Below are 25,490 nucleotides of genomic sequence, written 5' to 3'. Positions count from 1 at the left end.
GGCGATACCTCAGGGCGCCGGGCCCATTCAAGAGCGCGGCCATGCCGCGCTCTTCCGTTCAGGAGGATGCGCCATGCACGATGACTTCGGCCTGCACTGCCTGCACGCCGTCAGCCGGATGGTCCCGGCTTCCTGCTTCGCCTTCTACCGGGTCGATCCGCAGCTTCGCGCCCGCGACTTCCAGCTGTTGCGCATGGACGCCCGCACCCACCGCGACTACCTCGACCATTACCGCGATTTCGACCCACTGCAACCCGCGCTCTGCCTCGACGAGCGCCGACCGGTGGTGCCACTGCGCGACGCCATGGCGCGCCAGGCAGATGCATCCCGGCGCATCTACCAGGGCTTTCTCGCCCGCCACGGCATTCGTGACGTGGTGGAAGTGATCGCCCATGACCAGCAGCGCCCGGTGGTGGGCATCTCACTGCTGCGCACGGGCGAGCTCGCGCCTTTCGATGCTGCGGATCTGCAGCGTCTCGACGGCCTACGCAGTCTGCTGGACCTCGCCGTGCGCCAGATCCCGGCCTATCCCACGCCGGATCGTGCCCCTCTGGAGGGCATGACCCCGCGAGAACAGGAAATCGCCCTGCTGCTGCGCGGAGGCCTGTCCAACAAGGACCTCGCCCGCCAGCTCGACCTGGGCCTGGCCACGGTGAAAACCCACCTTATCCACCTGTTCCGCAAGAGCGGTGCACGCAGCCGCACGGAGTACCCGCTGTGAAGGGCCGCACCGTCCCCATCACCGGCGCCGGCAGTGGCGTAGGTGCCGCCTGCGCGCGGCGTCTCGCCGCCGAAGGCGCGCAATTGGCGCTATCGCGTCCGGCGCGCAAGATCGCCTGCGCATCGTTGCGATCATTCTTGGCTCCACTGCGGTGTTCGGCGACGCGCTGTGCGGGTAACAAACGCACCTGACAACCCAGGGCCTGCACCTGTCTTGCCCAGGCTTGTGCGCCTGGCCCGGTCTCCAGCAGGACCGTCGCGCCCTTGGCGAGCAGGCCCAGAAACGTCGAGAAGGCCTCGCGCGACTGGATACGCTTTTCGTACACCAGCTTCCCGCACCCATCTTCGCCGGCGATCTGAAACACCTGCTTGGCCAGATCGACAGCGACGGTCGTGCACAGTGCGATATCTGCCGGGTGTGCAGCTTGCGGTTTCGTCGTACGCTTTTGCATGGCCTTGCCCTCGCTGTCGGTGGTTATCGTAGGGTGCCACCGTGGCGCGCTCGACGCCTCGGCGAGGGCGAGTCCATCCCATTGCGGTCTACTGGCACAGGCACCTGTCAGCGGCTGTGCGGCCATAAACATAAAGCCCGGCTTCCGCCGGGCTTCGAGGGGTTGCAGCGCGTTGGAATCAGCTGACGCGTTGAGCCTGCAGCAGACGATCCGAACCACCTTCAGCGATGCGGTTGGCACCGGTACGGTCGGAGCCACCTTCAGCGACCCGGTCCAGCACCATGAAGCCACCTTCAGCAGCCACCGGCTCGATGACCTGGATAGTGGTGGCTTCCCGGGACTCACCCAGCACCGGATGGGAGTCAGACGGCAGGGCCAAGGCGGAGGTGCTCAGGACGGCGATGAACAGGGCGGCGAAGGCTTGGGTTTTCATGATCGTGGGCTCCTCGAGGGGGCTGGAAACTGGGTACGGAGCCAATCTTACGGATGGGGCGTTGATTAAGAAGTGATCACTCCAGATAGAGAACATCAACGTCGTTGATGTTGAATCGATCCCTTTAAGATCAACGAGCAGGCACAGGGATATCCGAATCAAGTTAATATATTAACTTTCATCCTTCTTCGCTTTCCGTGCCCACTCGAATGCCTGATCCTAGCCCCTGGCCCGCCGCTATCCGCGCCCTGCGCCACCGTAATTTCCGCCTGTATTTCGCCGGCCAGGCCATTTCCACCCTGGGCAGTTGGCTGCAGCAGGTGGCGCTGGCCTGGTTGATCTATCGCCTCACCGGTTCAGCCGCGTTGCTGGGCGTCACAACCTTTGCCTCTCTACTGCCGCAATTGCTAGTGGGTCCGCTAGCCGGCGCCTGGATCGACCGCCACGACAAACGCCGCCTGCTGATCGGCGTGCAGGGGCTGCTCGGCTTGCAGGCCATCGCCCTCGCATTGCTCACGGCCACTGACCTGATCAGCCCCACGCTGATCATCACCATGGCGGCGCTGCTGGGCATCCTCAACGCCTTCGACACGCCGTTGCGCCAGTCCCTTTTGAGCCAATTCGTCAGCGGCAAGGAGGACTTGCCCAACGCCTTGGCACTCAACGCCATGCTGTTCAACAGCTCGCGCTTCGTCGGACCGCCGCTGGCCGGCCTGCTGCTGGGCGTCACCAGCGAGGCGGCCTGTTTTGCGCTCAATGCCTTGTCCTACCTGGGCCTGGCGGCAGGTCTGCTGGTGATCCGCATGGCCCCCACGCCACGCGCCGCCGGCTCCACTGGGGATGTCTTCCGTGAAGGCTTTGCCTATGTCGCCGGCCGACCGACCATCCGCCTGATGATGCTCAGCGTGCTGGTGGTCAATCTCACCGCGTCCAGCTACGCCGTGCTGCTACCGGTGTTCGCAAAGGACATTTTCGTTGGCGACGCGCGCACCCTGGGCTGGCTTTGGGGCGCCGCTGGCCTGGGCTCGTTGCTGGGCACGCTGTTCCTCGCCAATCGCCACGCGCTGCCAAGCCTGGTCAACAGCATCATGGCGTGTGCTCTGGCGGGCGGCGCAGGCTTGCTGGCCTTTGCCGCCAGCGAACAACTGGTTGTTTCACTGCTGGCCGTGACCCTGCTCGGCTTCGCCATCACCAACTGCAATGTCGGCACCAACATTCTTCTGCAGAGCCTTGCACCGGAACGCCTGCGCGGTCGCGTGGTATCGCTCTACACCTCGACGCGCTTCGGTTTCGACGCCATCGGCGGACTGCTGGTGGGCGTACTCGCCGAGCACGCGGGTGCGCCTATCGCTATGGCCTGCGCCGGCGTCTTGCTGCTGGGCTATTGCGCCTGGCTGTTGCCCCGACAGCGCCAGCTAGGTCGGGACATCGCCAGCGAACCGAGGGACGACGGCTGAGCCCTATCCTGCATCTGTAGGATGGCGACGCCGTCCTGCGATTCCATGACAGAACACCGCCAACGCGCAGCCAAGGGTGGGTCGCGCTTCATCGACCCAACCGGCGGGGCCAGACCCTGGCTCCGCCCGTTGGGTTTCGCTTCGCTCTACGCCAACCTACCGGTCAGCGCGCATCGGGATCAGAGGCTGAGCAGCCAGAGGCAGATGCCGGGGAAGGCCACCAGCAGGACGATGCGCAACAGATCGGAAGCCAGGAACGGCAGCACGCCCTTCGCGGTTTCCAGGTAGGGCACGTCGCGCGCCACCTTGTTGACGATGAACAGGTTCATCCCCAGCGGCGGGTGGATCAGGCCGATTTCCACCACCATCAGGGCGAGGATGCCGAACCAGATAGACTTCTCCACCTCGGTCATGCCGAAGAACTCCAGCCCCATGATCACCGGGTAGAAGATCGGGATGGTCAGCAGGATCATCGCCAGGGAGTCCATCACGCAGCCCAGCAGCAGGTAGAGCAGCAGGATGGCGCTGAGCACCAGGATCGGCGCCAGGCCACTGGCTTTGACCCACTCGGCCAGTTCGGTAGGCATCTGCGTCAGGGCGAGGCCGGCATTGAGCAGGTCGGCACCGAGCAGCACCAGGAAGATCATCCCCGAGGTTTCGGCCGTGCCCAGCAGACAGCGTTGCAGACCTTCCCAGCGCAGGCCGCCCTGGGTCAGCGCCAGCAAGCCACACGCTGCCGCACCAATAGAGGCGGCTTCGGTGGGGTTGGTCCAGCCGCCGTAGATGCCGACGATCACCACGAGGAACACGCCGAGAACCGGCACTACCTGCAGCAACGCCTTGATCCGCTCGGCCGCGCTGGCCGGCTCGCTGTGCTGGTGACCCTCCGGTTCGCGGGCGACCATCAGACGCACCACGATGATGTAACCCAGCGCCGCCAACAGGCCGGGAATCACCGCCGCGACGAACAGCTTGGCGATGGATTCCTGGGTCAGTACCGCATAGATGATCAGCGGCACCGACGGCGGGATCAGGATGCCCAGCGTACCTCCGGCCGCCACGGTAGCGGTGGCCAGGCGACCGGAATAGTTGTGCCGGCGCAGCTCCGGCAACGCCACTTGGCTCATGGTGGCCGAGGTGGCCAGCGAGGAGCCGCAGATGGCGCCGAAACCGGCGCAGGCGCCGATGGCGGACATGCCGAGACCTCCGCGCAGGTGGCCGACGAAGGCTGCAGCGCAACGGAAGATGGCCTTGGACAGGCCGCCGTGGGTGGCGAACTGGCCCATCAGCACGAACAGCGGGATCACCGCCAGGTCGTAGTTGGACAAACGCGACCAGGCCAGGTTGTTGAGACTGAACAACAGCGCTGAGAAGTCCCCGTCGTTTACCGCGAGGAAGCACAGAGTGCCGCCGACCAGCATGGTCAGGCCGATGTGCACGCGCAGCACCAGCAGCGTGAAAGTGGCGGCCAGCGCCAGCAGGCCAAGACTGAGTCCGCTCATGCGTGTGGCTCCTGGGCAAGGCAATGGAGGGTTCGGGCAGCGGCGGCGACGGCCAGCAACAGCAGGCTCGGCACGATCAGCAGCAGGGGTATCCACAGGGGGACCGAGAGCAGGGTCGAAACTTCGCCGTACTCTCGGCTCTCCAGCACCTGCAGGCCGGTGCGCCAGGCCAGCACCAGGGCGGCGATCACGCAGAGGGTATGTGCGAAGGCATCCAGCCAGGCCTGGGCCCGCGCCGGCAGCTTGAGGGTGAAGGCATCCACCTTGATGTGCTGGCCACGCAGCTCACAAAGCGGCAGGAAGGCGGCGATGGCCACGGCCGCGCCAATCTCCATCAGTTCGATATCGCCATGGACCGGTGTAGCGAACAACTTGCGGCCGATAACCGACAGCAGGGACATGGCCACGAGCGCCAGCAGGATCAACCCGCCACCCAGGGCGAATCCCTGGGTCACGCGGTACAACAGGCGGCCCGCCGTGCCACGCCCCGTTTCGGGCGCGGCGTCATAGGAAAGGGACTCGTTCATCGCAGGTCACCGGGCCTGGGTCGACAGGCTGCGGGCGCCTTCCAGCAAGGCCTTGCCATCCAGCCCCTTGTCGCTGGCCTCACTCGCCCAAGCCTCGGCCACTGGGGCGGCAGCCTGGCGCATGGCCGCGTAGGCGGACTCGTCGATGGCCACCATCTGCGCGGCCGGCGTTGCATTGCGGGCCTTGTCGAGGAAGCTGTCCCAGGCCGTGGCGAAGCGCTCGTTCAAGGTCGGGCCACTGTTGCGCTCGATGATGGCGCGCAGGTCCTCGGGCAGGCTGTTGAACTTGCGCTCATTCATCAGCATGGCGAGCACGGTGTAGGAGAACGCGGGCTGGCCGGCTGGAATGGAGGAGTGGTGGTCGGTGACCTCGTCCAGCTTGGTCGGCGGCACCACCTCCCAGGAGGCGAGAGCACCGTCGACCACGCCCTTGGAGATGGACTCGGTCATCTGCGCCGGCGGCATGCTCACCGGGGTCGCGCCAAGGGCTTCGACCAATTTCGCAGCGGTGCGGCTGGAAGCACGCAGCTTGAGATTCTTCAGGTCATCGAGGCTGGCCACAGCCTTGCCACGGGTGTGGATGTCCATGCCGCCATCGCCGTGGATGGACAGCACCTTGTAGCCCTTGAAGTCGTCCGTGGCGTACTGCTCGTAGTACTGCCAGATGATCGGATTGCTCGCCTTGGCTCCTGCCGGGAGCATGAAGGGCAGTTCCATGGCCTCGATGCGCGGGAACTTGCCCGCCGAGTAGGCCGGCGCCGTCCAGACGATGTCGGCCACGCCATTGCGCGCCATGTCGGCCAGCTTGGCCGGGGTGCCCCCCAACTGCATCGAGGGATAGAGCTGGCATTTCAGGCGGCCGGCGGATTCGCTGGCGAGCTGCTGGCACCAGGGTTCGATGATGTTGCGCTGGGCATTGGAATTGGCGGGCAGGAAGTGCGCGACCTTGAGGGTGTAGACCGGTTCTGCCAAGGCAGCGGAGGAAACGCAGGCAGCAGCCAGCAGGACGGCAAGCTTGGACATATTCATGGGGGTGAGCCTCGTTGTTCTTGTACTCGCGTGTGTGCCTGCCAAGCCCGCAATGCAGCATCGGCAGCGTCGATCTCGTCAGCAGACTCAAGATCTCGTTAACACATTAACTTTTAAAATGACGCTGTCAACCACAGACAACTCTTTGCCAGAAGCCATGCCCGTCATACTCATTCCACAAAAAGAGCAAAAAAGTCTATTAATCAATAATTTAATAACAGTACACATCACTCACGAAAAAGCTCTTTCGCCGGAGCCCTGGCAGAGAAACACAAAAATACCAATTGTTAAGATGTTAATCAGGTGCTAGAAATCTGCGTCGCCGACACTCGACCCAGTCTGGTGTCGGCACCATCGCAATGGCCTCTGGAGACAAGAACAATGATCAGGCCCCACCTGCAACGCACTCGTGAAGCAACCGTCCTCACCCTGCTGGCCCTCGCCTGCAGCATGCCAGCCGTCGCCGACCTGGCCGGCGACAGCAAGGCCAGCCTCGAGCTGCGCAACGTCTACCTCAACCGCGACTTCCGCCAGGAAGGGGCGCCCCAGTCCAAGGCTGCGGAATGGGGCCAGGGCTTCATCGCCCGCTTCGAGTCCGGCTTCACCGAGGGGAGCATCGGCGTCGGCCTGGATGCCTTGGGCGAGTTGGGGGTGAAGCTCGACTCCAGTCGCGACCGCCGTGGCACCGGCCTGCTGCCTTTCGGCCCCTCCAGCAAGGAGCCTGTGGATGACTACAGCGAACTGGGCCTGACCGCCAAGCTGCGCGCCTCGAAGAGCGTGCTGCGCCTGGGTACCCTGCAGCCGACCCTGCCGGTGGCGATGTACAACGACACCCGCCTGCTGCCTTCGACCTTTACCGGCGGCTTGCTCACCAGCCAGGAACTGAATGGCCTGACCCTTAATGCCGGACGCCTGACCGAAACCAACCTGCGGGACTCCTCCAGCCGCGATGACATCGGCTACGCCGGCCAGACCAGCGATCACTTCGACTTCGTGGGCGGCACCTATGCGCTGACGCCCAACCTCGCGCTGACGGCCTACACCTCGGAGCTGGAAGACATCTACCGACAGCACTTCGCCGGCCTGGTGCACACACTGCCCCTGGGCGAGGGCCTCAGCCTGCGCAGCGACCTGCGATACTTCGACAGCCGCGATACGGGCGCGGGCAAGGCCGGGCGCGTCGACAACCGCAACTTCAACGGCATGCTCAGCCTGACCACCGGCGCCCAGCGCTTCTCCGCCGCCTGGCAGCGCCTGTCCGGCGATAGCGCCTTCCCCTTCCTCACCGGTGGCGATCCCTTCGTGGTCAACCTGGTGACCTACAACACCTTCACCAAGCCCGAGGAAGACTCCTGGCAACTGCGCTATGACTATGACTTCGCCAGCCTGGGTATTCCGGGGTTGAGCTTCATGACCCGCTATGTCAGCGGCGATGGCGTGGAACAGGGCGCGGTGCGTGACGGCCGCGAATGGGAGCGTGACACCGACCTCGCCTACGTGGTGCAGAGCGGCAGCCTGCGCGGTTTCAACATCCGCCTGCGCAACGTCACCTTCCGCTCAGGCGACGGCCTGACCCAGGACATCGACGAGAACCGCATCATTCTCGGCTACACCCTGGCGCTCTGGTAGACCGCCCGCCCCCTCACCCAAACCATGAACGGATCAGCGCCAGGCCTCTTCCTTGTCCCCGGCCCGGCGCTGGCGATACTCCCCGGGGCTCATGCCGGCATTGCGGGCGAAGAAGCGGCTGAAGTAGGCCGGATCCTTGAAGCCCAGCAGGTAGCAAATCTCGTTGGCCGAGTTGCCGGTGAACAGCAGCAGACGCTTGGCCTCCTGCATGACCCGGTCGTGGATCAGGCGCTTGGATGGCAGGTCGGCGATACGTCGGCAGATGTCATTCAGGCGCGCCTCGGTCACCCCCATCTGGCTGGCGTACTGCACGAGGGGCCAATGCTCGCGGTAGTGCGCCTCGATCAGCCCGTTGAAGCGGTGGAACACCTGCAGGTCTTCGTGACGCGCCGGTTGCGCCTTGAGCGAACGTGCCGACAGACGCAGCAGGCTAATGAAGATCAGCCGCGTCAGCGCCGACAGGCTCGCCTCACGCCCCGGACGCTGGGCACCGAACTCACTGCGCAACTGGTCGAAGAGCACATCCAGGCGCTGCACTTCCTCGCGGTACTCCTCGCCCAGCTCGGCGAAGGCCACGCACACCGGCGCGATCTGCGGCCCGTCCGCCAGCCCCTGCTCCGCCTCCAGCAGCGGCCACACCAGTTGCTGACGCACGGTCAGCACATGGCCGTCGGCGTCCTGCTCGGTGACGAAGGCATGCGGGATGGTCGGCGGTGTGAGGAAGAACAGCGGTCCTTCCTGGCGGTATTGCTGCTCATCCAGGTAGACCCGCACCGCACCGCTCTTCACGTAGTGCACCTGGAAAAACCGGTCGTGGCGATGCACGGGCATGTTGCGGCCGAAGAAGTCCGCCAGCTTGCCCAGGGCCTCGTAATGCACCTCGGCGTCGGCGTAGCGCTGGTCGTAGACCTGGCCGATGTTGATGTTGGGAATGGGCTGGCGCTCTGACATGGCGACCTTTCTCCGCTGCTTTGCCCACCTTCGATGACGAAAGGCGAAGACGCAAGGCTTGACGATCATTAACATGTTAAATATAACGTTAACACATTAACTAAATATCGTTACGGGTGGCGCCCCTACCACGGCCCACCCGCTTTTTATCCACAGGAGACCACCATGCGCCCTGCACTCGACCACGTCGCCACCGGCACCCTGTTTGGCGTCGCGCTGAACTACCAGGGCCTGCTGGAGAGCCGTCTGGACGAATTCCAGCAGCCTCCCTACCAAAAGCCGCCGGTCAAACCGGTGCTGTTCATCAAGACCCCGAATACCCGCAATGGCCATGGCCAGCCGGTGGTCTACCCGCAAGGCGTCGAGCGCCTGCAACCGGGCCCGGCCCTGGGCGTGGTGATAGGCCGGAGCGCCAGCCGCGTGCGTGCCGAAGACGCCCTGGCCCATGTGGCCGGCTATGTGATCGTCAACGAATTCAGCCTGCCGGAAGAGAGCTACTACCGCCCGGCGGTGAAGGCCAAGTGCCGCGACGGCTTCTGCCCCATCGGCCCGGAGTTCGTGCCGGCTTCCGAGGTGAAAGACCCGCACGCCCTGACCTTGAAGGTCTTCGTCAACGGCGAACTGCGCCAGGAAAACAGCACCGCCAATCTGGTGCGCAGCATTCCCCGGCTGATCGAGGAGATCAGCAACTTCATGACCCTGCACGAGGGTGACGTGCTGATCACCGGCACCCCGGAAGGCCGCGTCGACGTGCAGCCCGGTGACCTCGTGGAAGTGGAAATCAGCGGCCTGGGCCGCCTCGCCAACACCGTGGTTGCGGAATAAGGAGCCCGAGATGAAACACGCACGCATCCGCCACCAGGGCGAAGTCCATGACGTCACCGTGGAAGCGCACAACGCCGTCCGCCTGGCCGATGGCCGCCTGCTCGCCGAGGATCAGGTCCAGTGGCTGCCGCCGGCCACCGGCAGCATGTTCGCCCTCGGCCTGAACTACGCCGACCACGCCGCCGAACTGTCCTTCAAGGCCCCTACCGAACCGCTGGCCTTCATCAAGTCACCGGGCACCTACACCGGCCACAACCAGGTTACCTGGCGCCCGGACAACGTTGCCTACATGCACTACGAGTGCGAACTGGTAGCGGTGATCGGCAAGCCGGCGCGCAACGTCAAGCGAGAGGACGCCCTCGAGTACCTCGCCGGCTACACCGTCTGCAACGACTACGCCATCCGCGACTACCTGGAGAACTACTACCGGCCCAACCTGCGAGTGAAGAACCGCGATGCCACCACTCCGGTGGGCCCGTGGATCGTCGACGCGTCTGATGTGCCCGATCCGTCCAACCTCAAGCTGCGTACCTGGGTCAACGGCGAGCTGAAGCAGGAAGGCACCACTGCGGACATGATCTTCGACATCCCCTACCTCATCGAATACTTCTCCAGCTTCATGACCCTGCAGCCGGGCGACATGATCGCCACCGGCACGCCGGAGGGCCTGGCCGACGTGGTGCCCGGCGATGAAGTGGTGGTGGAAGTGGAAGGCGTGGGCCGCCTGGTCAACCGAATCGTCAGCGAAGAGACCTTCTTCGCCAGCAAGCAACAAGAGGCATGAGCAGCATGATCAAGCACTGGATCAACGGCCAGGAAGTCGAGAGCAAAGAGGTCTTCGTCAATTACAACCCGGCCACCATGGACGCCATCGGTGAAGTCGCCAGCGGCGGCGCCGAAGAAATCGCCGCCGCCGTGGCCGCCGCCAAGGACGCCTTCCCCAAGTGGGCCAACACCCCGGCCAAGGAGCGCGCCAAGCTGATGCGCAAGCTGGGTGAACTGATCGACCAGAACGTGCCGCACCTGGCCGAGCTGGAAACCCTGGACACCGGCCTGCCGATCCATCAGACGAAGAACGTGCTGATCCCCCGCGCCTCGCACAACTTCGAGTTCTTCGCCGAGGTCTGCACCCGCATGGACGGCCACAGCTACCCGGTGGACGACCAGATGCTCAACTACACCCTGTACCAGCCGGTGGGTGTCTGTGGCCTGGTCTCCCCCTGGAACGTGCCGTTCATGACCGCCACCTGGAAGACCGCGCCCTGCCTGGCGCTAGGTAACACGGCGGTGCTGAAGATGTCCGAGCTGTCGCCCCTGACCGCCAACGAACTGGGCCGCCTGGCGCTGGAAGCCGGCATCCCCAAAGGCGTGCTGAACGTGGTGCAGGGCTACGGCGCTACTGCCGGCGACGCCCTGGTCCGCCACCCGGACGTGCGCGCCATCTCCTTCACCGGCGGTACCGCCACCGGGCGCAATATCATGCAGACCGCCGGCCTGAAGAAGTACTCCATGGAACTGGGCGGCAAGTCGCCGGTGCTGATCTTCGATGACGCCGACCTGGACCGTGCCCTGGATGCCGCGCTGTTCACCATCTTCTCCCTGAACGGTGAACGCTGCACCGCCGGCAGCCGGATCTTCATCCAGGAGTCGGTGTACGACCAGTTCGTCGCCGAGTTCGCCGCCCGCGCCAAGCGCCTGATCGTCGGCGACCCGCAGGACCCGAAGACCCAGGTCGGCTCGATGATCACCCAGGCCCACTACGACAAGGTCACCGGCTACATCCGCATCGGCCTCGAGGAAGGCGCCACCCTGTTGGCGGGCGGCCTGGAGCGCCCGGCCAACCTGCCGGCGCACCTTGCCCGTGGCCAGTTCATCCAGCCCACGGTGTTCGCCCATGTGGATAACCGCATGCGCATCGCCCAGGAAGAAATCTTCGGCCCGGTAGTCTGCCTGATGAAGTTCAAGGACGAAGCCGAAGCCCTGCGCCTGGCCAACGACACCGAATACGGACTGGCCTCGTACATCTGGACCCAGGACATCGGCAAGGCTCACCGCCTCGCCCGTGGCATTGAGGCCGGCATGGTCTTCATCAACAGCCAGAACGTGCGCGACCTGCGCCAGCCGTTCGGCGGCGTGAAGGGCTCGGGCACCGGCCGCGAAGGCGGCCAGTACAGCTTCGAGGTCTTCGCCGAGATCAAGAACGTGTGCATTTCCATGGGTAGTCACCACATCCCGCGTTGGGGTGTGTGAGCCCACCCACGATCTGCTGCGCGTCGGAATAACTGCGTTGGAAATGGCTTCGGAGTGCTCATTTACAGCTCGTAAACTCCGCCTCCTCAGCCATTTCCGCCTTGTTCTTCTCTAGCTCGCGAGATCGTGAACAGGCTCACAAGCTGTCCAAAAAAAGAGCAACCTAAGTGCCGGCGTGCAACCGACCCAATAACAAGGTTCCCCAAGCGGGAAATGACACGAGGAGTTACCGTCATGGGCAAACTTGCTCTGGCTGCCAAGATCACCCACGTCCCCTCCATGTACCTGTCCGAACTGCCGGGCCCGCGCCAGGGCTTCCGCCAGGCCGCCATCGACGGGCACATCGAGATCAGCCGCCGCTGCCGCGAGCTGAACGTCGATACCATCGTGGTGTTCGACACCCACTGGCTGGTCAACGCCAACTACCACATCAACTGCGCGCCGAACTTCGAAGGCCTGTACACCAGCAACGAGCTGCCGCACTTCATCGCCAACATGGAGTACGGCTTCCCGGGTAACCCCGAGCTGGGCCGCCTGCTGGCCGAGGAATGCAACCGCCTCGGCGTAGAGACCATGGCTCACGATGCCACCACCCTCGGTCCGGAATACGGCACTCTGGTGCCCATGCGTTACATGAACACCGACCGCCACTTCAAAGTGGTTTCGGTTTCGGCGCTGTGCACCTCCCATTACCTCAACGACAGCGCCCGCCTCGGCTGGGCCATGCGAAAGGCGGTGGAAGAACACTACGACGGCACCGTCGCCTTCCTCGCCAGCGGCTCCCTGTCCCACCGTTTCGCCCAGAACGGACAAGCGCCGGACTTCGCCACCAAGGTCTGGAGCCCCTTTCTGGAAACCCTCGACCACCGCGTGGTGCAGATGTGGGAATACGGTGAGTGGGAGGACTTCTGCGCCATGCTCCCGGAGTACGCGGTGAAGGGTCACGGCGAAGGCTTCATGCACGACACCGCCATGCTGCTGGGTGCGCTGGGCTGGTCGAAGTACGACGGCAAGGCGGAGGTGGTGACCCCCTACTTCGGCTCGTCCGGCACCGGCCAGATCAATGCCATCTTCCCGGTCACTCCGCAGGACGGCTCCGCCATCCCCGCTGCCCAGGCCTCCAACCCGGCGGGCGTCGTCTCCACCAGCCGCCTGTAAGGAGCATCGCCATGCCCCATCTGGTCCTGCTCTACACCCCTGACCTGGAGCGCGAAGCGGACATCGGCGGCCTGTGCCGCGCGCTGGCCGACCGCATGCTGGAACAGCGCGACGAGGCCGGCCGCCAGGTGTTTCCTACCGGCGGCACCCGCGTGCTGGCCTACCCGGCGGCGCATGCCGCCGTGGCCGACGGCAAGGGTAACTACGGCTTCCTCTACGCCAACCTGCGTATGGGTGCCGGGCGCAGTCCGGCCGTGCACAAGCAGGTCGGCGACGCCTTGCTGGCGGTGCTGCGCGGACACCTCGATGCCCTGCTGGAACAGCGCCCGATCGGCATCACCCTGCAGATCGACGAAAGTCCCGGCCAGGTGTTCGACGCCAAACACAGCAGCCTGCACCCCCTGTTCCAGAAGAATTCCTGAGGTTTCCATGCTCGACGCCAGCATCATCCAGCAAGCCGCCGCCCGCCTAGACGCCGCCGAGCGTTCCCGCGAGCAGGTGCGCCAGTTCTCCCTCGACTACCCATCCATCAGCATCGACGACGCCTACGCGATCCAGCGCGCCTGGGTGGCGCAGAAGATCAAGGATGGCCGCAAGCTGGTGGGCCACAAGATCGGCCTCACCTCCCGCGCCATGCAGGTGTCGTCCAACATCACCGAGCCGGACTACGGCGCGCTGCTGGACGACATGCTCTTCGAGGAAGGCAGCGACATTCCGTTCGAGCGCTTCATCGTGCCGCGCGTGGAAGTGGAGCTGGCCTTCATCCTCGGCAAGCCCCTGCGCGGCCCGAACTGCACGGTCTTCGACGTGCTGGAAGCCACCGAATGGGTGATTCCGGCACTAGAAATCATCGACGCGCGCATCCATCAGGTCGACCCGGTCACCAAGGTCACCCGCAAGGTCTTCGACACCATCTCCGACAACGCCGCCAATGCCGGCGTGGTGATGGGCGGCCGCGCCGTGCGCCCCAACGAGATCGACCTGCGCCGGGTACCGGCGATCCTCTACCGCAACGGCGTGATCGAGGAGTCCGGTGTCTCCGCCGCCGTGCTCAACCACCCGGCCAAAGGCGTGGCCTGGCTGGCCAACAAGCTGGCGCCCTACGACGTCACACTGGAAGCAGGCCAGGTCATCCTCGGCGGTTCCTTCACCCGCCCGGTGGCGGCCAATCCCGGTGACACCTTCCACGTCGACTACGACCAACTGGGCTCCATCGCCTGCCGTTTCGTCTGAGCCTCTCCTGTAGGAGCGAGCTTGCTCGCGAAGCTTTTCGCCAGCAGAGCTGGCTCCTACCGTCCGCGCCTTCCAAGGAGTCCCCCATGGACCTGCCGATCAACACCTTCAAACAGCGCCTGCAATGCGGCCAGCCGCAGATCGGCCTCTGGCTCGGCCTGGCCGATGCCTACTGCGCGGAACTGGCGGCCAACGCCGGCTTCGACTGGCTGCTGCTGGACGGCGAGCACGCGCCCAACGACCTGCGCAGCCTGATGGCGCAACTGCAAGCCATCGCGCCCTACCCGTCGCAGCCGATCATCCGCCCGCCCGTTGGTGATGCTGTGCTGATCAAGCAGCTGCTGGACATCGGTGCCCAGACCCTGCTGGTGCCCATGGTCGAATCCGCCGAACAGGCGGCCGAGTTGGTGCGCGCCATGCGCTATCCGCCCTCCGGCATCCGTGGCGTTGGCAGTGCCCTGGCCCGTGCCTCGCGCTGGAACAGCATCCCCGGCTACCTGGACCAGGCTGACGAGCAGATGTGCCTGCTGGTGCAGATCGAGAACCTCGAAGGCCTGGCCAACCTGGACGTGATTGCTGCTGTAGAAGGTGTGGATGGCGTATTCATCGGCCCGGCCGACCTCTCCGCCGCCATGGGCCATCGCGGCAACCCTGGCCACCCGGAAGTCCAGGCCGCCATCGAGGACGCCATCGTCCGCATCCGCAGCGTCGGCAAGGCCGCTGGCATCCTCTCCGCCGACCAGACATTGGCACGCCGTTACATCGAGCTCGGCGCGGCCTTCGTCGCGGTGGGCGTGGATACCACAGTGCTGATGCGTGGGCTGCAGAGCCTGGCGGGGGCGTTCAAGGGGACGCCGGCGCCGGTAAGTGGGGGTGGTGGGGTGTATTGATAGCCTTCGCGGAAAACAGCAAGCCGGCTCGACGAGCCGGCTTTTTTGTGTTTGCAATTTTGGCACCGAGTGTCCCTGAACATCCCTCTCCCCCGGCCCCCGCCCTGCGCCCCGGCCTGATCGCTTCGCGCTCAGTCGTTCATCGGCACCGGAAGCGGTGCTTCCGAAAGCGTGCCTCTTCACCCCGGAGGGAGAGGGGTGACTCACGCGGACAGCCCGTGCCAATGCCCATCTCATGCACGAACAGCTCCCTCTCCCTCTGGGAGAGGGTTGGGGTGAGGGATGCATCAGCTTGCTCGAGTCCCGAGTGGAACACCTACGGCCTGCAATCGCGAATGAATTCACCCCCACAAATGACCCGCGCACAAACAAAAATGGCGCCCACATTGGGGCGCCATTGTCTTGCCCGGATGATGCCAATCACCCCAACGCAATCACCGCCTTGAGCATCTGCTTGAAAGTCTCCACCTGCTCTTCGCTGAACTGCGCGAACACCTTGTCCTGCTGCTCGCGAGCGATGCGCCAGAGCGCCTCGGCCTGCTCCACCCCGGCGGCGGTCAGGACGTAGCGATCCTCGGCATCGGCCACCATGCCCTTGCGCTTGAGGATGGCCACCGCCTCCTCGATTTCGCGCATCGGCATCGCCACTTCGCGCAGCAGGTCACACAGGCCGAGACCGGCGTCGTTCTCCAGCACCATCAGCATGCGCGCCTCGCTGGTACGCAGCCCGGTGGAGAGCTGCCTGGGCTGGTAGTCGGCCTGGTAGCCGCGCACCGCCTGGGTCATCAGGTAATAGAGGTTGTGCGACAGGCGCCCCTGGAAGGCGCTGGAGGCGGGCTGGCCTTCAGCCTTCTGGGTCATGCGCGTGTGCGGCAGGACCATGGAATAGGCGCCCTGGTGATAGAGCAACGGTGAACGGCCGAAATCGTCGAAGGCCAGCACTTTGCCGATCAGGATGACGTGGTCGCCGCCATCCACCTGCTGGTGCATTTCGCACTGGAAGCGCGCCGCGCAGTCAGGGAACAGCGGCGCGCCGCCGATACCGCTGTCGAAGGCCACTCCCTCGAACTTGTCGTCACGCGGGCGGGCGAACTGGTTGGACAAATCGATCTGGTCGGCGGCGAGGATATTCACCGCGAAGTGGCTGGCCCGATGGAACACCTCCAGGCTGCTGGAGCGCTTGTCGATGCTCCAGAGCACCAGCGGCGGTTCGAGGGACACCGAGTTGAAGCTGTTGGCGGTGACCCCGGCACGGGTGCCATCGGGCGCCGTGGCGGTGACCACGGTGACGCCGGTGGCGAAGTTGCCCAGGGCGCGGCGGAAGGCACGGGAGTCGAAAGCATTTTCTTGGGACGACATGACGCAGCTCCTGGCGGCCGCCCCATGGGACGGCCGCGCGATGGTTCGAACAAGTAGCACGCAGGTGGGAAGGACGGCGAGACGGCTCACACCATGGAGGGGTCCGGCTCCAGTCCCATCAGCTCGCGGCCGAGGATCTGCGCGCAAACGTCGTAGTCGGTGTAGGCATGGGCACCGGTCATGTGGGAGTCGCGGAACAGCCGCTGCATCTCGTTGCTCTCGAACCAACTGGTACCGCCAGCGGCTTCGAAGAGGCGGTCCACCGACTGGATGCACATCTTCACCGCGTAGGCCTGGTTGGTGCGCCAGAAGGCCAGGGTCTCGCGGCTCGGGTACTGGTGGCGCTCGCCGTGTTCGGCGTGTTCCTGCCAGGTCTTCTCGAGGAAGGCACGGGCGGCGGCGACCTGGTGGGTAGACTCGGCCAAGCGCATCAGCGCTGGCGTGGCAGTCCCCACACTGACGCCGGTGTAGGCACGCACGCGATTCCGGGTCTTTTCCTTGTAGGCCTCGAGCATGCGCTCGGCGATGCCCAGGCTGATGGCCGCGAAGCCACTGGCGAAGTACGGGCGGTAGGGCGCGTAGAAGATCTTGCTGTCCGGGTACAAGCCGAAGCCGTCGGAGCGGCCCTCCATCATGTCCTTGGCGGCCTGGATGCGATAGTTCGGGACGAAGGCGTCCTTGATAATCAGCGTCTTGGTGCCGCTGCCCTTCATCCCGGCGGCGTACCAGTCGTCACGAATCTCGTAGTCGCTGCGCGGCAGCACGGCAAAGCAGTAGACCGACTCGCCTTCGGCATTCTTGCGACGGCAGCCGACAATCGCCCATTCGGCATGGTCGCTACCGCTGCTCCAGCCCATTTCGCCGTTGAACAGAACCCCGCCCTCGACTTCCTCGACCTTGCCGAACGGTGCAATGGAGCTGCTGGCAGTGGCGTCGGAATCTTCGCCCCAGACTTCCTCCTGCAGGCGTGCAGAGAACATCGCCAGTTGGTGGCTGTGGGTGCACAGCAGGCTGAAGGCCCAGGCGGTGCTGGCGCAGGCGCCGGCCAGGGCAATCACGCAATCGGCGAACTCCGGCAGGGAGATCTCCATGCCGCCGTACTTCTTCGGCTGCAGCGCGCGGTGCAGGCCAATGCCCTTGAGCATGGCGATGTTCTCGTCGGGAACCTGGCGCAGTTGCTCGGCCTTCGCAGCGTTGGCAGCAATGGCAGGCAGGATGGCTTTCAGGTCGTCGAGAAGGGGGTTTGGCTTTTTCATGTCGGGCCCTGCTTATTGTTAGAGGTGGCGCCGTCGGGCCGAAGCGGTCCTGATGGCCGGATCAGGCCGCTGCCGCAGGCGGTAACCCAAGTGGGTGCAGGGCGATTATGGAAGCGAGGCCCGGGCCTCAAAATGGACGTTACGAAGTCTCGATTGCACTTTTCATGGGGTCTCCCTGAAGGAGCCAGCTTGCTGGCGAAAGGTTCGCGAGCAAGCTCGCTCCTACGAGGTGGCGCGTGATCAGGGCTTGATCTGCTTCAGCTCATTGAGCAATTCGAAGAGCTGCTTGAGCTTCGCCTCGCCGAACTGATCCTGGATCTTCTGGTAATTGGCTTCCATCCCCGAGCTCATAGACACGAAGCACTGCTGGCCTTTTTCAGTCAGGTTCACCAACACGCGGCGCTGGTCCTGCGGAGCCTTGCGGCGCACCAGCATGCCATCGCGCTCCAGACGCGCCAGCACGCCGGTCATGCTCGGCTTGAGGATGCAGGCGAGGTCGGCCAGTTGGTAGCTCTCCAACTCGCCGTGCTGGCGCAGCAGACGGATCACCCGCCATTGCTGTTCGGTCAGGTCGTGCTGGTTCAGCAAGGGGCGGAAGAAGCTCATGGCTGCTTCGCGGGCCTGCAGGAGGGTGAGGGTCAGCGAGGGTCTTGGATTGGGCATGGTGGTTTGGGTCCGGGGAACATCGTGAAGATTTTAACGAAAAATCAACAGAATGCAGCAGCCCCGAGAAAACGAAGGACGAGCGCATGGCGCCCGCCCCGGTGCATCAGGCCTCTTCGAAACTCAGCTCTGGCGGCTGGCGACGGAAGCCGCCGGTGAGCCAGCCGAGGTAGATCACCCCCAGCGCCAGCCAGGACAAGCCGAGGATGATCGCCAGGTGGTCCAGGCTGACCATCAGCCAGAGGGTCGCCACCATCCCCGTCAGCGGGAACAGCAGGAACTGCACCAGCTCGCTCGGACCGCGGCGCTCGCCGTTCAGCCAGTAGTGGAAGATCACCGAGAGGTTCACCAGGGTGAAGGCCAGGAAGGCGCCGAAGTTGATGAAGGATGTCGAGGTGGTCACGTCCATCCGCAGCGCCAGCAGGGCCACCACGCCACACAGCAGGATGCTGCCCACCGGCGTGCCGAAGCGCTCGCTCAAGCGGCCGAACAGCGACTGCGGCAGCACACCGTCTCGGCCCATGGCGAACAGCAGGCGCGAGGCGCTGGCCTGGGCCGACAGGCCCGAGGTGAACTGCCCGACGATCAGGCCGATGAGGAAGACCGAGACGAACACATCGCCACCGATATTGCGGGCGATTTCATAGGCCGCCGAGTCGGCGCTCTGGAACTCGACCGACGGGTGCGCCAACTGCACGAAGTAGGAGGTGGCGATGAAAATCAGCCCGCCGATCAGGGTGATCAGCAGGATGGCCCTGGGGATGGTACGGCGCGGGTCGCGGGTTTCCTCGGTGAGAGTGCTGACCGCATCGAAACCGAGGAAGGAATAGCAGGCGATGGCGGCGCCGCTCATGATCAGCGGCAACTGCATGCCCTCCTTGAGGAAGGGTGCGAGCGACCACAGCGGCTTGCTCGCATCCCCCAGCACGTAGTGCACGCATAGCGCGACGAAGGCCAGCAGCACCAGGAACTGCACCAGCATCAGCACGCCGTTGACGTTTTTCGCCAGGCGCAGGCCCACCACGTTGATGGCGGTGGTCACGCCGATGAAGGCCAGCACCCAGACCGCCTGGGGTACCGCCGGGAAGGCCGAGTGCAGGTAGGCCGCACCGATCAGCCAGATGGCCATGGGCAGGAACAGATAGTCCAGCAGCACCGCCCAGCCGGCGAGGAAGCCCAGCTTGGGGTTGATGGCCTTGCGCACGTAGCTGTAGGCCGAGCCGGCCACCGGGAAGGCCGCGGCCATCCGTGCATAACTGAAGGCGGTGAAGAGCATGGCCACGGAGGCCGCGACATAGGCCGCCGGTACCAGGCCGCCCGTGGTGTCGGCGAGGATGCCGAAGGTGCCGAGGACAATGATCGGGGTCATGTAGGCGATGCCGAAAAGCACCACCGACCCCAGCGACAGGGTGCGCTGAAGATGAGCCATTACCGCTACTCCGAATTGTTGGTTGTTGTGGCAGAGCCGACGTCGGCGTAAAGCAGCCGCCCTGCGGATGGGGCGGCCAAGGGAGATCAGGGAATCAGCAGGTCGCGGCGGCCATCGGCATGCTCGATACGCTCGCCCGGAAGTTGCAGGCGGCGCTCTTCGAGGTAGCGGTAGTCGCTGCGCGCGGTCTTGAGGCGCTCGAGGTCCAACTCGACGATCTGCCGGCACTCGTCACGGCCGGCCTCGCAGAGCAACTGGCCGAAGGGGTCGACCACCGCGCTGCCGCCGGCGAACACCAGGCCGCCGTCGCCTTCGCCGACGCGGTTCACCATCACCGCGAAAGCCTGGTTTTCCTGGGCACGGGCCATGATCGCGGTGCGATGGGTGGGGCCGTAGGGGTCCATGTTGCCGTTGGTCACCAGGATCAGCTCGGTGCCCAGTTGGCCGAGGGCGCGGGCGCTTTCCGGGAACTCGATGTCGAAGCAGATCAGGATGCCGACGCGGATGCCCTTCCACAGCGCCGTGGCATAGCGATCACCGGGGGTGAAGACGCCACGGTCAGACGCCCAGAGGTGGGTCTTGCGGTAGCGCAGGGCAATGCCTTCCGGGGTGATCAGCAGGGTGGTGTTGTAGAAGGAGCCGGCGTCGTTCTCCGCCACGCCCACCACCACCGCCACATTGCGCTTGCGGGCGGCGCGCTGTACCGCCTGCACGCTGGGCCCCTCCAGCGGCTCGGCGACGGCGGCGATGCTCTCGGCGGTGGGGAAGCCGGTCAGCTGGGTTTCCGGGAAGACCACCAGGTCGGTATCCGGCGCACAGGCGGCGATGGCCGCCAGGGTGCGTTCGAGGTTGTAGGCGGTATCGCCGTCACGGCCGGCGAGTTGGACGAGTTCGACCTTCATGGGTGCTCCTGGTTCTTGTCAGCGGGCGGGCAGGCGTCACAATGCTCGGCACCCGCCCTGGCATGTCCGGAGTATGGTGCGCGCCGGGGCCTGGGGTAATTACGCAGGCGTGGTAACCCATCGGGGGTAGAAACATGAGTCTGACCTTGCAGGACATCGCCTGGCACCAGTCCGTCGGCCGGCTGATCGAACAGCTCGACCGCCCCGGCTTCTGGCTAGCCCTGGTGCGAATGCTTGCGCAATACCTGCCCTTCGACAGCTGGGTCGTCCTGCTCTTCAGCCACGGCCGGCCGCAGGTGTTCGCCGAATGCCCAGGCGCCGACGGCGGCCCCGACCCGCTGTTCCAGGATTACCTGCGCGGCCTCTACCAGCTGGACCCCTTCTACATCGCCAGCCGCGAGCACAACGCCGGCGGCCTGTTCCGCCTGGCCGACGTGGCGCCGGAATGCTTCGAGCAGACCGATTACTACCAGCGTTACTTCCGCCTCAATGTAGTGGCCGACGAGGTGCAATTGAACGTGCCCCTGGACGGCGGGCGCACCCTCTGCCTCTCGCTGGGTTCGCAACAACCCTTCAGCCCGGAACAGATCGCCCTGCTCGGCCTGATCCGGCCCTGGGTCGCCGGCCTGATGCGCCAGCGCCTGGCCTTCGAGCAGGAGCTGATGGCCAGCCCGCCGCCCCCGGCGCCGACCTGGCAGGAGCAACTGGAAGCCGCCGGGCAGAAGGTGGAAACCGCCCTCACCACCCGCGAGCTGGAAGTGGGCCGGCTGATGCTGAGCGGCTGCTCCAGCAAGGAGATCGCCCGCAAGCTGGAAATCTCCGCGGAGACGGTGAAGGTCCATCGCAAGCACATCTACAGCAAGCTGGGGATCAAGTCGCAGTCGGAATTGTTCAGCCTGTTCCTGAAGGCACAGAAGGGGTGAGGGAGTGGCTCTTCTGTGGGGGCGAATTCATTCGCCAAGGGACGCAAAGCGGCCCCATTGGGATCAAGGGGCAAACCTTCGGTTTGCTTGGCGAATGAGTTAGCCCCTACAACTATCAGGCTCCTCGAAACTTAGCCGTTACTGCAACCCTGGCCAAACACCATATATTCCAGGCGATGAACTTTGCCTTGATGATCTTCGTAAGTCATATAGGCCGGAACTATTCCGCAAACATCCTGGATTTCGCTGCGAGAAATAACCTTGGCGATATCAAGTTCCATCCCGTAATGGTACTGCTCGATAGCTGGTTGCACTGCCACGGCAGTTTCCGCCTGCTCTGCGGCCAGGGCGAAAGAGGACATGCCGGCCAGCGCCAGCAAGGCAAAAGCTTTCATTGGATAGCTTCCAGAATGTTTTAAGTTTGAACTTCGACCAGTTCTCCACGAACTGGCCGAAGGTACAGCGCAACACCTTGCGGTGATGTTTACGGCAGCAAGCGCCTCATCGCGGGAGGCGGGATTATTTTATTGAGCGGGCAACTTTCGAAACAGCGCCAAACACCACAAGGACTCTTTACTGGGCGAACAACAATCCGTTGAGAAAGCCGGACGTTTCCGGTTCCGCGCCCTCCTCCCCGATCACCACGGTGCAGGTCATGCCGGCGGCCAGCAGCACGCCGTCGGGCACCTCGTCCAGGTGAATGCGCACCGGCACCCGCTGGGCCAGGCGCACCCAGTTGAAGGTGGGGTTCACGTCGGCGATCAGCTCGCGGCTTTCCGGGTTGTCGCGGTCGTAGATGCCGCGCGCGATGCTGTCCACATGGCCGAGGATGCGTTCGCCGCTCATCAGTCGCAGGTCGGCGCGCTCGCCCACCTTGATGTGCGGCAGGCGGGTCTCCTCGAAGTAGCCGTTGACGTAGAAGGACCGGGCGTCCACCAGGGCCATGCTCGCCTCGCCCTTAGCGGCATAGTCGCCCTTGTAGACGTTGAGATTAGTGATATGCCCCGCCACCGGGGCGCGTACCTCGGTACGCGACAGGTCGAGCTTGGCCGCGTCCAGGGCGGCTTGCGCTTCCTGATATTCGGCCAGGGCGGCGGCGGCCAGGTGGCCGGCGTCCTCGCGGCTCTCGCGGGAGACCACCAGGTCGTCCATGTCGGCACGGCGGTCGGCGTTGACCTTGCGCATCTCCAGCGCTGCCTTGCGCGCGGCCACCAGGGCCTCGGCCTGCTTGACCGCCACCGCGTAGTGGGCGGCGTCGATGCGCAGCAGCAGGTCGCCCGCCGCTACCTGCTGGTTGTCGTGCACCGGCACCTCCACCACCAACCCGGCCACATCGGGAGCGATGTTGATCACGTCGGCGCGCACCCGGCCGTCGCGGGTCCAGGGGGCGTCCATGTAATGCAACCAGAGGGTGCGCACCAGCAGCACGGCCAGGGCGAGGATGAGCAGGGTCGCGCCGACACTGATGATTCGTTTCAGGGACATGGTGGCCTCAACGGTAGATGGTCAGCGCCAGGGCGCCATACAGGCAGGTGAACAGGCCGACGCGCAGCAGCGCCGGGTGCCAGGCGTGGCGATACAGACCGCACCCGGCGAAGAGGCGGTCCAGTCCCCAGCCGAGCAGGAACGCCACCAGGAACAGCAGGGTCAGGCTTGGCATGTAGACGCCGTGCAGGGCGATCTCACGCGGCATGGGCGACTCCTTGCAGAAGGACCGGTGCTTCATCACCGCCCAGCGGGTTCTGCGGGTCCAGCAGCGAGCTGCGGATAAAGTGCAGGTAGCTTTGCAAGCGCCGTAGGGGCGAGGTATCGAACTGCGGTGCGCAGGGCTCAGCGGTGTTGCGCACGGTGTCGATGGCCAACTCCACGGTCGCCAGGGCGCGCTGGCGATTGGCTTCCGAAGGCTGGATAAACAGGCGTGCGAGGGCTCGGCCCATGGCGCGGACGGCGTTTCGCCAGGGCATGGATTCGGCATAGCAGGACAGCGCCGGCAGGCGCGCCTGCTCCAGGCGCAGCTCGATCACCGCATGCCCCACTTCCTGCACCAGGAACATCCAGCGCAGCAGCTGGCGCTGCACGTCCGGGCGTCCGGCGGAATACAGATAAGCCTGGTTCAGCAGGTCGCGGGTGCCGCTTTCAAAACCGGACACCAGCCCCTTCATCCGGCCGCTTACCGCGCGCACCACGCACATGCGCAGGTCACGCTCAAGGCGTCGCCACAGCCAGGGCCGGTTGGGCGGCAGGAGCACGGCGGCGGCCGCAGTCGCCAGCGCCATGGACAGCACCGAGGCCAGGTACTCGTTGAGCACGCGGTGGGGGTCGAACAGGGTCTGGTTGGCCGGCATCGAGGTCATGCTGAACCACACCAGCAGACCCAGGCCAGCGCCAGCCAGCTGCGGCCGCGCCAGCAGGAAAGCACCGAGGGCGACCACCGGCGCCAGGGCGCAGCAGAGCAGCGCGAATCCGTCGATTTCGGGCAACGCGCAGAAGGTCAGAACGATGCCCAGGCAAGCGCCGGCAGTCGCACCCAGGGTGAGTTGCAGCGACAGTCGCCTGGGGTTGGAGGAGGAAGACGCCAGCGCGGAAACCATGCCCACGGTCATGGCGAAGGTGCCGCCGCTGGGCCAGGCAGTAGCCATCCAGAACACACTGAGCGACAGGATCAGCAGGCTGCTGCGTAGGCCCGCGACGGCGGCGGCCACCGCATTGGCGCGGGGCCGGAAGTTCTCGTTCCACTGCTCGCGGACGTGGTGATCGTCCAGCAACGAAGCGTGGGTCTGGGCGTAGTTGTGCAGGTCGTCGGCGAAGCGGTAGAGCAGCTCGGCAGCGGTGTCGTAGTCCAGCGTCTGGGCTTCACTGGGCTGCTGCATGGCAAGCTGCGCGCGGCCGCTGCGGATCAACTGCATCAGTTCCTGCTTGCAGGCCTCGAGGCGGATGGCGAGCTGCGCCGCGTCGGCCTCGCTGCTCAGGCGGTCGCGCAACGGCATGAGCAACCGCGACACTTCGGCGAGGCAAGGCTGCAGAGCCTCCAGTACTCCGTCTCTGTTGGAGCCAGCTCTGCTGGCGAACGCTTCCGGCTCCGTGCCTTCGCGAGCAAGGCTCGCTCCTACAGCCAGGCGCCGGAGCAACTGGTGCAGGCCGTGGAAACGGGTGGATAGCACCATGAACTCGTTGTTCAGGCGCGCCAGGCGGCCGCTGCGCATGCGCATGTGCGGGTCTTCGAACGCGGTGGCGCTGCGCATGTTTTCCAGGCTCACGGCGGCCGCCGCGAAGCGCGCATTGCTGGCATCGAAACGCGCACTGTCCAGTCCACCGGCCAACCCTTCGCAGGCAAAGGCGGCGAAGTCACGAAAGCGCCCGTGCAGGGTGTTGCGCAAGTCGGTACGGGTGCTCTGCGGCAGGACCAGGCCATTGACCAGGCCGGTGCAGAGGATGCCCAGGCTGATCTCCAGCACGCGCCAGAGGGCGAGCATGAAGGCGTCGTCCGGGTGGGTGGTGGCCGGCAGGCCGATCATCACTGCCGTGTAGCCGGCCAACACGCAGGCATAGCCACGGAAGTCGCGATAGCGTGCGGCGCCAGCGGTGCACAGGCCGATCCAGATGGCCAGGCACAGCATGAACAGCACCCGCTCCTGATTGAACAAGGCGATCAGCGCCACCATCACCGTCAGCCCGAGCAGGGTGCCGATGATCCGGTAGAAACTCTTGGCCAGGACCTGCCCGCTCTGTGGCTGCATGACGATGAACACCGTCACCAGCACGGTGCCCGGTTGTGGCAGCTCCAGGCGATAGGCCAGCCAGAGGGCGAGAAAGGCAGTGAGCAGGGCCTTGAAGATAAAGGCCCAGGTCAGGCCGTCACTGCGCGCCCAATCGGCCAGTGCGCGGTTGAAGAATTGCACCAT

The 25,490-nt window shown here is 64.9% G+C and carries 25 protein-coding genes and 1 pseudogene; 11 read left to right on the top strand and 15 right to left on the bottom strand.

The window, feature by feature from the left end:
- Positions 1-73 precede the first annotated feature (73 nt).
- Entirely contained in the window at positions 74-721 is a 648-nt protein-coding gene (locus AAHM40_RS08730; RefSeq protein WP_342244278.1) for a helix-turn-helix transcriptional regulator, read from the top strand.
- Positions 722-806: 85 nt separating this feature from the next.
- Here the strand turns inward: AAHM40_RS08730 and AAHM40_RS08720 are convergent.
- Positions 807-1,127 (bottom strand): annotated as a pseudogene (locus AAHM40_RS08720) (IS110 family transposase); the annotation flags it as partial.
- Positions 1,128-1,350: 223 nt separating this feature from the next.
- On the bottom strand, positions 1,351-1,605 hold the full coding sequence (locus tag AAHM40_RS08715; RefSeq protein ID WP_342244277.1) for a hypothetical protein: 255 nt from the start codon (positions 1,603-1,605) through the stop codon (positions 1,351-1,353).
- Positions 1,606-1,814: 209 nt separating this feature from the next.
- On the opposite strand from AAHM40_RS08715, the gene AAHM40_RS08710 reads away from it, so the two are divergent.
- Entirely contained in the window at positions 1,815-3,062 is a 1,248-nt protein-coding gene (locus AAHM40_RS08710; protein ID WP_342244276.1) for an MFS transporter, read from the top strand.
- A gap of 179 nt (positions 3,063-3,241) precedes the next feature.
- Here AAHM40_RS08710 and AAHM40_RS08705 read toward each other — a convergent pair whose 3' ends face one another.
- The 3 genes from AAHM40_RS08705 to AAHM40_RS08695 are packed head-to-tail and all read right to left on the bottom strand — an operon-like array spanning position 3,242 to position 6,120.
- Complete coding sequence (locus AAHM40_RS08705) at positions 3,242-4,564, bottom strand: TRAP transporter large permease (protein ID WP_342244275.1); 1,323 nt, start codon at positions 4,562-4,564, stop codon at positions 3,242-3,244.
- Positions 4,561-5,091 carry a TRAP transporter small permease gene (locus AAHM40_RS08700; RefSeq protein WP_342244274.1) on the bottom strand — a complete coding sequence of 177 codons (531 nt, stop codon included), beginning with the start codon at positions 5,089-5,091 and terminating at the stop codon, positions 4,561-4,563. The genes AAHM40_RS08705 and AAHM40_RS08700 overlap by 4 nt, the downstream gene beginning before the upstream one ends.
- Positions 5,092-5,097: 6 nt before the next feature.
- Positions 5,098-6,120, bottom strand: a complete 1,023-nt coding sequence (locus AAHM40_RS08695) for a TRAP transporter substrate-binding protein (RefSeq protein WP_342244273.1) — start codon at positions 6,118-6,120, stop codon at positions 5,098-5,100.
- Positions 6,121-6,570: 450 nt separating this feature from the next.
- On the opposite strand from AAHM40_RS08695, the gene AAHM40_RS08690 reads away from it, so the two are divergent.
- Positions 6,571-7,749: an OprD family porin gene (locus AAHM40_RS08690; protein WP_342244324.1), complete on the top strand. Its 1,179-nt coding sequence runs from the start codon at positions 6,571-6,573 to the stop codon at positions 7,747-7,749.
- 33 nt (positions 7,750-7,782) lie between these two features.
- Here AAHM40_RS08690 and hpaA read toward each other — a convergent pair whose 3' ends face one another.
- On the bottom strand, positions 7,783-8,700 hold the full coding sequence (gene hpaA, locus AAHM40_RS08685; RefSeq protein ID WP_342244272.1) for a 4-hydroxyphenylacetate catabolism regulatory protein HpaA: 918 nt from the start codon (positions 8,698-8,700) through the stop codon (positions 7,783-7,785).
- Positions 8,701-8,865: 165 nt separating this feature from the next.
- On the opposite strand from hpaA, the gene AAHM40_RS08680 reads away from it, so the two are divergent.
- The 7 genes from AAHM40_RS08680 (at position 8,866) to hpaI (ending at position 15,056) form a co-directional block, all read left to right on the top strand.
- Positions 8,866-9,525, top strand: a complete 660-nt coding sequence (locus tag AAHM40_RS08680) for a fumarylacetoacetate hydrolase family protein (RefSeq protein WP_342244271.1) — start codon at positions 8,866-8,868, stop codon at positions 9,523-9,525.
- 10 nt (positions 9,526-9,535) lie between these two features.
- Positions 9,536-10,309: a fumarylacetoacetate hydrolase family protein gene (locus AAHM40_RS08675; protein WP_342244270.1), complete on the top strand. Its 774-nt coding sequence runs from the start codon at positions 9,536-9,538 to the stop codon at positions 10,307-10,309.
- A gap of 5 nt (positions 10,310-10,314) precedes the next feature.
- Positions 10,315-11,775 carry a 5-carboxymethyl-2-hydroxymuconate semialdehyde dehydrogenase gene (gene hpaE / locus AAHM40_RS08670; RefSeq protein WP_342244323.1) on the top strand — a complete coding sequence of 487 codons (1,461 nt, stop codon included), beginning with the start codon at positions 10,315-10,317 and terminating at the stop codon, positions 11,773-11,775.
- A 234-nt stretch (positions 11,776-12,009) separates the two neighbouring features.
- Positions 12,010-12,933, top strand: coding sequence for a 3,4-dihydroxyphenylacetate 2,3-dioxygenase (hpaD, locus tag AAHM40_RS08665; RefSeq protein ID WP_342244269.1), 924 nt, complete (start codon positions 12,010-12,012; stop codon positions 12,931-12,933).
- 11 nt (positions 12,934-12,944) lie between these two features.
- Positions 12,945-13,355 (top strand): 5-carboxymethyl-2-hydroxymuconate isomerase, encoded by a 411-nt coding sequence (locus tag AAHM40_RS08660; protein WP_342244268.1) that lies wholly within the window; start codon positions 12,945-12,947, stop codon positions 13,353-13,355.
- 7 nt (positions 13,356-13,362) lie between these two features.
- Positions 13,363-14,166: a 2-oxo-hept-4-ene-1,7-dioate hydratase gene (hpaH, locus tag AAHM40_RS08655; protein ID WP_342244267.1), complete on the top strand. Its 804-nt coding sequence runs from the start codon at positions 13,363-13,365 to the stop codon at positions 14,164-14,166.
- 86 nt (positions 14,167-14,252) lie between these two features.
- The gene (gene hpaI / locus AAHM40_RS08650) at positions 14,253-15,056 is read left to right on the top strand and encodes a 4-hydroxy-2-oxoheptanedioate aldolase (protein WP_342244266.1); all 804 of its coding nucleotides are present in this window, start codon (positions 14,253-14,255) and stop codon (positions 15,054-15,056) included.
- Positions 15,057-15,476: 420 nt separating this feature from the next.
- On the opposite strand, the gene AAHM40_RS08645 is transcribed toward hpaI, so the two are convergent.
- The 5 genes from AAHM40_RS08645 to AAHM40_RS08625 all read right to left on the bottom strand — a co-directional run bounded on the left by AAHM40_RS08645 (position 15,477) and on the right by AAHM40_RS08625 (position 20,665).
- Positions 15,477-16,415: a p-hydroxyphenylacetate 3-hydroxylase reductase component gene (locus AAHM40_RS08645; protein ID WP_342244265.1), complete on the bottom strand. Its 939-nt coding sequence runs from the start codon at positions 16,413-16,415 to the stop codon at positions 15,477-15,479.
- A gap of 86 nt (positions 16,416-16,501) precedes the next feature.
- Positions 16,502-17,671 carry a p-hydroxyphenylacetate 3-hydroxylase oxygenase component gene (locus AAHM40_RS08640; protein ID WP_342244264.1) on the bottom strand — a complete coding sequence of 390 codons (1,170 nt, stop codon included), beginning with the start codon at positions 17,669-17,671 and terminating at the stop codon, positions 16,502-16,504.
- Positions 17,672-17,911: 240 nt separating this feature from the next.
- Positions 17,912-18,334 carry a homoprotocatechuate degradation operon regulator HpaR gene (gene hpaR / locus AAHM40_RS08635; RefSeq protein WP_342244263.1) on the bottom strand — a complete coding sequence of 141 codons (423 nt, stop codon included), beginning with the start codon at positions 18,332-18,334 and terminating at the stop codon, positions 17,912-17,914.
- Between the two features lie 106 nt (positions 18,335-18,440).
- The gene (locus tag AAHM40_RS08630) at positions 18,441-19,763 is read right to left on the bottom strand and encodes an APC family permease (RefSeq protein ID WP_342244262.1); all 1,323 of its coding nucleotides are present in this window, start codon (positions 19,761-19,763) and stop codon (positions 18,441-18,443) included.
- A gap of 86 nt (positions 19,764-19,849) precedes the next feature.
- The gene (locus AAHM40_RS08625) at positions 19,850-20,665 is read right to left on the bottom strand and encodes a carbon-nitrogen hydrolase family protein (RefSeq protein ID WP_342244261.1); all 816 of its coding nucleotides are present in this window, start codon (positions 20,663-20,665) and stop codon (positions 19,850-19,852) included.
- 134 nt (positions 20,666-20,799) lie between these two features.
- Between AAHM40_RS08625 and AAHM40_RS08620 the strand changes: the two genes are divergently transcribed.
- A complete protein-coding gene (locus AAHM40_RS08620; RefSeq protein WP_342244260.1) occupies positions 20,800-21,588 on the top strand; it encodes a helix-turn-helix transcriptional regulator in 789 nt (262 codons plus the stop codon).
- Positions 21,589-21,719: 131 nt separating this feature from the next.
- Here the strand turns inward: AAHM40_RS08620 and AAHM40_RS08615 are convergent, their stop codons facing one another.
- From AAHM40_RS08615 to AAHM40_RS08600, 4 genes are all read right to left on the bottom strand, one after another.
- A complete protein-coding gene (locus AAHM40_RS08615; RefSeq protein ID WP_342244259.1) occupies positions 21,720-21,983 on the bottom strand; it encodes a DUF2790 domain-containing protein in 264 nt (87 codons plus the stop codon).
- A gap of 178 nt (positions 21,984-22,161) precedes the next feature.
- The gene (locus tag AAHM40_RS08610; RefSeq protein WP_342244258.1) at positions 22,162-23,073 is read right to left on the bottom strand and encodes an HlyD family secretion protein; all 912 of its coding nucleotides are present in this window, start codon (positions 23,071-23,073) and stop codon (positions 22,162-22,164) included.
- 7 nt (positions 23,074-23,080) lie between these two features.
- Positions 23,081-23,281, bottom strand: coding sequence for a DUF1656 domain-containing protein (locus tag AAHM40_RS08605; protein WP_342244257.1), 201 nt, complete (start codon positions 23,279-23,281; stop codon positions 23,081-23,083).
- A complete protein-coding gene (locus AAHM40_RS08600) occupies positions 23,271-25,490 on the bottom strand; it encodes an FUSC family protein (protein ID WP_342244256.1) in 2,220 nt (739 codons plus the stop codon). The genes AAHM40_RS08605 and AAHM40_RS08600 overlap by 11 nt, the downstream gene beginning before the upstream one ends.

It is taken from the genome of Pseudomonas sp. OTU5201, assembly GCF_038440135.1.
Lineage (GTDB): Bacteria > Pseudomonadota > Gammaproteobacteria > Pseudomonadales > Pseudomonadaceae > Metapseudomonas > Metapseudomonas resinovorans.
This window is presented reverse-complemented; position numbering and strand designations above follow the sequence as displayed.